Genomic DNA, 6,732 nt, shown 5'->3' on the forward strand with positions numbered 1-6,732 from the left:
CAGCGCCTAGTAAACCCTGAGTCACTGGCGCCCCCTCCGCCGAGCCGGCGGAGGGGGCGCCGTTGTCCGTGTGCGCAACGTGTTCTCATCTCGTCCCGCCGTTGCTACGGTGCCCCAGCCCTGACGCTCCATCAGCTAACCGGGGAGGCTCCGCATGCGCGTCCTCATCGCCGCCGCGACCGGTCTCGCCGTCGCGCTCGCGCTGGTCTTCACGCTCACGGCCATCGGCACACCAGCCGGCACGACCTCACCGAAGCCGCTGCTGACCACCATCCCCGAGCACCCCTGACCCGTAGGGAGGGCCGCCGAGATGCGCCGCAAGGCCAGCCTGATCCTGCTCGCCCTCGCCGTGTTCTGCACGGCACTGTCCCCGCTGCTGCGCTGGTACGCCTTTCCCCGGCTCGCCAAGATCCCGGCCAACCAGTACCAGGACATGGTCCTCGAAGCGAGGGACGCGACGCTCCTCGACTACGGCACCATGAAGGCCCGGAAAGTCGACAAGGTCTCCATCGTGCAGACTCTCAGGGGCAACGTCGAGGCGTCCGAGAAGATCGAGAAGACCGCGGGCCGCGACGTCGTCGTCTGGGACGGCCTGTCCTACGTCCAGGGCCCCGACGGCAAGATGGTGTCCAAGATCCCCGAGCGCTACATCTTCGACGCGCACACCCAGGAGCCCGTCCACGCCACCGGCGAGATGGTCGACGGCGACCCCGTCAGGCGCGAGGGCATCGAGTTCAAGTGGCCCTTCCTTACCGAGAAGCGGGACTACGAGTACTTCGACGCGCAGGCCCGTATCACCGCCCCCATCCACTACAAGGGCACACAGGACTTCCGGGGCGTGAGCGTCTACTACTTCGAGCAGACCATCCCCTGGACGAAGGTCCCCTTCCCGAAGGCCATGCCCGTCAAAGGCATCACCCCGGAGTCGGTCGCCAAGACCGGCACGACCCGCTGGTACACCACGGTCCGCAAGTTCTGGGTCGAACCCGTCACCGGAGCGCCCGTCTACGGCGAGGAGATCCACAAGGAGGAACTGCGCGGCGGCACGCTCCTGGGGGGCCGTGACAAGGTGACCGCGTTCTCCGGCCACGTCAAAATGCGCGAGGACTACATCGAGTCGACGGTCGACCTGGTCAAGTCCCAGCGCGTCCTGGTCCTTTCGCTGACGACCTACCTGCCGTGGGGGTTGCTGACCCTGGGCGTCGCGCTGCTGTCGCTGTCCCTGTACCTGGAGGCCCGCGGCCGACGCCCCGGTGATCCGTCGTCCACGCAGACGCGCGAACCCGAACCGGTCAGCGCCTGAGGCGCGCGTTCGTGTGCCGGGTCGGCTCGGCCGTCGCGGGGTCCTCGGGCCACGGGTGCTTCGGATACCGGCCGCGCAGTTCGGCCCGCACGCCCCGGTACCCGTCCCGCCAGAAGGAGGCGAGGTCGGCCGTGACGGCGGCGGGCCGCCCGGCGGGCGACAGCAGATGCACCAGTACGGGCACACCGGCGACGGCCGGCGACTCCTGCAAGCCGAACATCTCCTGCAACTTCACCGCGAGCACCGGCCGTTCGGGATCCGCGTAGTCGATCCGGATTCTGGACCCACTCGGCACCTCGATCCGCTCGGGCGCCAGCTCATCGATCCGTGCAGCGTCCCCCGAGGCCCACGGCAACAGCCGGCCGAGGGCCTGCCCGGCGTCGATCCGCCCCAGATCGGCACGCCGCCGCGCCCGGCTCAGCTCGGGCTCGAGCCATTCGTCCACGCGCGCGTGCAGGGCGTCGTCCGACACCTCGGGCCAGGGAGCCCCCAGATGGTGGCGCAGAAACCCCAGCCGCTGCCGCAGCACCTCGGCGTCCCGCGACCACCGCAACAGCCCCAGCCCCTCCTCCCGCAAACCGTCCAGCAGCGCATCGCGTACGAGCCCGGCGTCGGCGTCCCTCAGCGGCCGCACCGTCAACTCCACGGCACCCAGCCGCTCGACGCGCCGGGCGACGACGTCACCGTCGGCCCAGCGGACCTCCTCACCCTCGCCGTACAGCGTCCCGGCGGCCCGCCGCGCGGTCTCCTCGTCGATCCTCGCCCCGAGCCGCACGCGCGCGTGCCCCGCTCCCACGGGCCGGTCGGCCACGGCGACCGCGAGCCACGGAGCTCCCCGCAGCCCCGTCCCGTCCCCGAGCTCGGCCCTCGTACCGGACACCATCAGGTACGAGCCGCCCCCGGCCCGGGCGACCCGCTCGGGAAACGCGAGAGCCGCGACGAGACCCACGGCATGATGGTCGTCGACGGGGCTGTCCGGTGCACTGGTCGCACGGGCATCGGGCGTGTGAGCCGTCCGCACGTCCGCCCCTGGCCCGGCGGTGGGTTCCGCGATCCGCGCCGAAGCCGCGGGCGCCGCCGCGGCACCCAGCCGCCGCGCCTCCGCCCTCCAGCGAGCCGCGTAGGCGTCACCGCCACGCCGGGCGGTGCGCCAGACCGCCGCGAGGTCGTCGCCGTACTCGCGGGGCGGCTCCTCGGAGAGGAGGGCGACCACCTCGGCGGCGCGCGCGGGGCCCACCGCGGGCGCCGCGTCCAGCAGGGCCCGGGCGAGCCGCGGATGCAGCCCGAGCCGGGCCATGCGCGCGCCCCGCTCAGTGGCCCGCCCGGAGGAGTCGACTGCTTCGATGGAACGCAACACGGCCCGTGCCGCCGCCATCGCCCCACCCGGCGGCGGATCCAGCAACGCGAGCCCGGACGCCTCCGGATCGCCCCAGCACGCCGTCTGCAGGGCGAACGCCGTCAGGTCGGCCACTTTGATCTCCGGCGCGGGGAAACGCGGCAGACGGGCGTCCTCCGCCTCCGCCCAGCACCGGTACACGGTCCCCGGCGCCTCACGCCCGGCCCGCCCCGCACGCTGGCGTCCGGCCGCCTGCGACGCCCGTACGGTCGTCAGCGCGCTCAGCCCGCGCGCGTGATCGACACGCGGCTCCCGGGCGAGCCCCGAGTCCACGACGACCCGTACGCCGGGCACGGTGAGGGACGACTCGGCCACGGAGGTCGCGAGCACCACCCGGCGCCGTGCCCCGGGGGAGAGCACCGCGTCCTGCACGGCCGCGGGCGCCCTCCCGTGCACCTGGAGCACCTCGACGCCGGCCGTATCCCCCAACTGCCCGAAGACACGGGCGATCTCCCCGACGCCGGGCAGAAAGCACAGCACGTCCCCCTCACGCTCGGCCAGCGCCCGCCGCACCACCGACGCCACATGCGTCAGCAGCGCCGGATCCACCCGCATCCCGTGCGGCGGCCGCACCGGCCGCGCGGGCGGCGTCCACACCACCTCGACCGGGTGGGAGGCGTCTTCCGACGCGATCACGGGGGCACCGCCCAGCAGTCGCGCCCACCCCTGCGCGTCCGTCGTCGCGGAGGCGGCCACCAACCGCAGCTCGGGGCGGAGGGCGGCCCGTACGTCCCACAGGAAGGCCGCGACCGTATCGGCGTCCAGATGCCGCTCATGGCACTCGTCCAGGACGACCACATCGACACCGGCCAACTCCTGGTCCCGTTGCAGTCGCTGCAACAGGACGCCGGTCGTCACGACCTCCACGCGCGTGTGGCGCCCCACCACACGCTCTCCGCGCACCGTGTAGCCCACGCGTTCGCCGACCTTCTCGCCGAGCAGCCACGCCATCCGCCGCGCGGCGGCACGGGCGGCGATCCGCCGGGGCTCGGCGACGACGACACGACGCCCCGGACGAGCCGCATCCGCATCCGCATCCGTCCCCGACTCCAGCAGCGCGGCCAGCTCCAGCGGCACCAGCGTCGTCTTGCCCGTCCCCGGCGGCGCACACAGCACCGCCGAGCCGTGCCCCTCCAGGGCGTCCCGCAGCGCGGGCACGGCGGAACGGACGGGCAGCCGGGCGAGAGCTTCGGTACGGATCACGCGTCCCGCTCGTCCCGCACACACACGAAGATCGCCGTCCCCGGGATCAGATTCCCGCGCAGCGGCGACCAGCCGCCCCACTCCTGGCTGTTCCAGGAGGGCCACTCCGGCTCGACCAGGTCCACCAGCCGGAAGCCCGCCGCCACCACGTCCCGGACACGGTCGCCGAGGGTCCTGTGGTGCTCGACGTACACCGCGCGGCCCGCCTCGTCCTGCTCCACGTACGGCGTGCGGTCGAAGTACGAGGCGGCCACACTGAGCCCCTCGGGGCCCGGCTCGTCGGGAAAGGCCCAGCGGATCGGATGCGTGACGGAGAAGACGAACCGGCCGCCGGGCCGCAGCACGCGGCGCACCTCCCGCAGGACCGGCACCGGATCCGCCACGAACGGCAGCGCCCCGTACGCCGAGCAGGCCAGGTCGAACACGCCGTCCCGGAAGGGCAGCGCCCCGGCGTCCGCCTCCACGAGAGCGATGCCCTGAGTGCCGATACGCAGGGCGTGCTGGAGCTGCCGGTGCGAGAGGTCCAGGGCCACCGGACGGGCCCCCTGGGCGGCCAGCCAGCGCGAGCACTGGGCGGCCCCCGCACCGATCTCCAGGACGCCCTTGCCCTTCAGCTCCTCGGGCGGTCCCAGCAGCTCCGCCTCGGTCTCGTCGAGCCCCTCGGGCCCCCATACGAAGCGGTCGTCGCCGAGGAAGGTGCCGTGCTCGACCTGATAGTCGTCCGCGTTCCGGTCCCACCAGCCACGATTGGCGTGGGAACTCTCCGTGGCCCCCGCCGTGCGCCGGGTCGCCTCGGGCTCGAAGGGTTCAGGCTCTTGGATGATCGGCTCCCTCGTCGTACTCTTCCGTCCAGCCCGTCCCGGTAAGACACGGAAGGGGCTTCTCAGGTCTGCGTGGCTTCCACACGGTGCCTGATGTGCGGCTGCCGCCGCATGGCGTCTTGTGCCGGGTATGCGACATTCCGCCCCGGGTGTGCGCGTTCGCGCATTGACCCTGTCCGGCCGCCCCCGTATGCTACAAGTTGCGCTGCGGGCCTGCGCTCCTCAGACGTAGCAGGCTGCGCTCGCATCTGTATGTATGTCCCCTCGGTTGTCGAGGCGCCATCCGGTCATCGGAATTCGGCGCTTCCTTGGCTGTCCGGCTTCTGCAGAGCGATAACGGGCTCCCGGCGTAAGCAGTACCTACGACTCACTGTCCGTACCGGAGCCCTTTCCCACATGACGAGCAGCACCGAGACCACCGCAACCACCCCGCAGGTAGCGGTCAACGACATCGGTAACGAGGAAGCCTTCCTCGCCGCGATCGACGAGACGATCAAGTACTTCAACGACGGCGACATCGTCGACGGCGTCATCGTGAAGGTCGACCGGGACGAGGTCCTGCTCGACATTGGTTACAAGACCGAAGGTGTCATCCCGAGCCGCGAGCTCTCGATCAAGCACGACGTCGACCCGAACGAGGTCGTCGCCGTCGGTGACGAGATCGAGGCCCTTGTTCTCCAGAAGGAGGACAAGGAAGGCCGCCTGATCCTCTCGAAGAAGCGCGCCCAGTACGAGCGTGCCTGGGGCACCATCGAGAAGATCAAGGAAGAGGACGGCATCGTCACCGGTACCGTCATCGAGGTCGTCAAGGGTGGTCTCATCCTCGACATCGGCCTCCGTGGCTTCCTGCCGGCCTCCCTCGTGGAGATGCGCCGCGTCCGCGACCTCCAGCCCTACGTGGGCAAGGAGCTCGAGGCCAAGATCATCGAGCTGGACAAGAACCGCAACAACGTGGTCCTGTCCCGCCGCGCCTGGCTGGAGCAGACCCAGTCCGAGGTCCGCCAGACCTTCCTCACGACCCTCCAGAAGGGTCAGGTCCGTTCCGGTGTGGTCTCCTCGATCGTCAACTTCGGTGCCTTCGTGGACCTGGGTGGCGTCGACGGTCTGGTCCACGTCTCCGAGCTGTCCTGGAAGCACATCGACCACCCGTCCGAGGTCGTCGAGGTCGGCCAGGAGGTCACGGTCGAGGTCCTGGACGTCGACATGGACCGCGAGCGCGTCTCCCTGTCGCTGAAGGCGACGCAGGAAGACCCGTGGCAGCAGTTCGCCCGCACGCACCAGATCGGCCAGGTCGTGCCCGGCAAGGTCACGAAGCTGGTTCCGTTCGGTGCGTTCGTCCGCGTGGACGAGGGCATCGAGGGTCTGGTCCACATCTCCGAGCTGGCCGAGCGCCACGTGGAGATCCCGGAGCAGGTCGTCCAGGTCAACGACGAGATCTTCGTCAAGGTCATCGACATCGACCTCGAGCGTCGCCGGATCTCGCTGTCCCTGAAGCAGGCCAACGAGTCCTTCGGTGCCGACCCGGCCTCGGTCGAGTTCGACCCGACGCTGTACGGCATGGCCGCGTCGTACGACGACCAGGGCAACTACATCTACCCCGAGGGCTTCGACCCCGAGACCAACGACTGGCTCGAGGGTTACGAGAAGCAGCGCGAGGAGTGGGAGCGCCAGTACGCCGAGGCGCAGACGCGCTTCGAGCAGCACCAGGCGCAGGTCATCAAGTCCCGCGAGGCCGACGCGCAGGCCGAGGCCGAGGGCACGGCCACCCCGGGTGCGGCTCCGGCCGCCGCCGGTGGCGGCGGCGGTTCGTACTCCTCGGAGTCGGACGACAACTCCGGCGCCCTGGCGTCGGACGAGGCGCTGGCAGCCCTCCGCGAGAAGCTGGCCGGCGGCCAGAGCTGATCGCTCTCCCTGGCTCCAGCAGGTAACGCTCCAGCAGGTAACTGGGCCCGCATCCCCTCGGGGGTGCGGGCCCAGTGCTTTGCCCCGCCGGACCCTCCACGCGCGCG

At 71.2% G+C, this 6,732-nt stretch carries 5 protein-coding genes; 3 read left to right on the forward strand and 2 right to left on the reverse strand.

Going from position 1 to position 6,732, the window contains the following annotated elements:
* Positions 1-154 precede the first annotated feature (154 nt).
* On the forward strand, positions 155-289 hold the full coding sequence (locus FGD71_RS35665; RefSeq protein WP_119104694.1) for an SPW_0924 family protein: 135 nt from the start codon (positions 155-157) through the stop codon (positions 287-289).
* A gap of 21 nt (positions 290-310) precedes the next feature.
* Positions 311-1,303, forward strand: a complete 993-nt coding sequence (pgfA, locus tag FGD71_RS35670) for a cell envelope lipid trafficking protein PgfA (RefSeq protein WP_119104695.1) — start codon at positions 311-313, stop codon at positions 1,301-1,303.
* Here the strand turns inward: pgfA and hrpB are convergent.
* Together hrpB and FGD71_RS35680 are read right to left on the reverse strand one after the other, a co-directional pair.
* Complete coding sequence (gene hrpB / locus FGD71_RS35675; protein ID WP_119104696.1) at positions 1,293-3,902, reverse strand: ATP-dependent helicase HrpB; 2,610 nt, start codon at positions 3,900-3,902, stop codon at positions 1,293-1,295. The genes pgfA and hrpB overlap by 11 nt on opposite strands.
* Positions 3,899-4,789 (reverse strand): class I SAM-dependent methyltransferase, encoded by an 891-nt coding sequence (locus tag FGD71_RS35680; protein WP_119104697.1) that lies wholly within the window; start codon positions 4,787-4,789, stop codon positions 3,899-3,901. Before FGD71_RS35680 ends, hrpB begins: the two co-directional genes overlap by 4 nt.
* A 330-nt stretch (positions 4,790-5,119) precedes the next feature.
* Between FGD71_RS35680 and rpsA the strand changes: the two genes are divergently transcribed.
* Positions 5,120-6,625: a 30S ribosomal protein S1 gene (gene rpsA, locus FGD71_RS35685; RefSeq protein ID WP_119104698.1), complete on the forward strand. Its 1,506-nt coding sequence runs from the start codon at positions 5,120-5,122 to the stop codon at positions 6,623-6,625.
* Positions 6,626-6,732 lie beyond the last annotated feature (107 nt).

Origin of the sequence: Streptomyces sporangiiformans (assembly GCF_005768555.2) — a bacterium.
Classification (GTDB): Bacteria; Actinomycetota; Actinomycetes; order Streptomycetales; family Streptomycetaceae; genus Streptomyces; species Streptomyces sporangiiformans.

Excerpts from the sequence above, each read along its gene's own strand:
- FGD71_RS35665 (WP_119104694.1), top strand. The coding sequence starts at position 155 with ATGCGCGTCCTCATCGCCGCCGCGACCGGTCTCGCCGTCGCGCTCGCG.
- pgfA (WP_119104695.1), top strand. The coding sequence starts at position 311 with ATGCGCCGCAAGGCCAGCCTGATCCTGCTCGCCCTCGCCGTGTTCTGC.
- rpsA (WP_119104698.1), top strand. The coding sequence starts at position 5,120 with ATGACGAGCAGCACCGAGACCACCGCAACCACCCCGCAGGTAGCGGTC.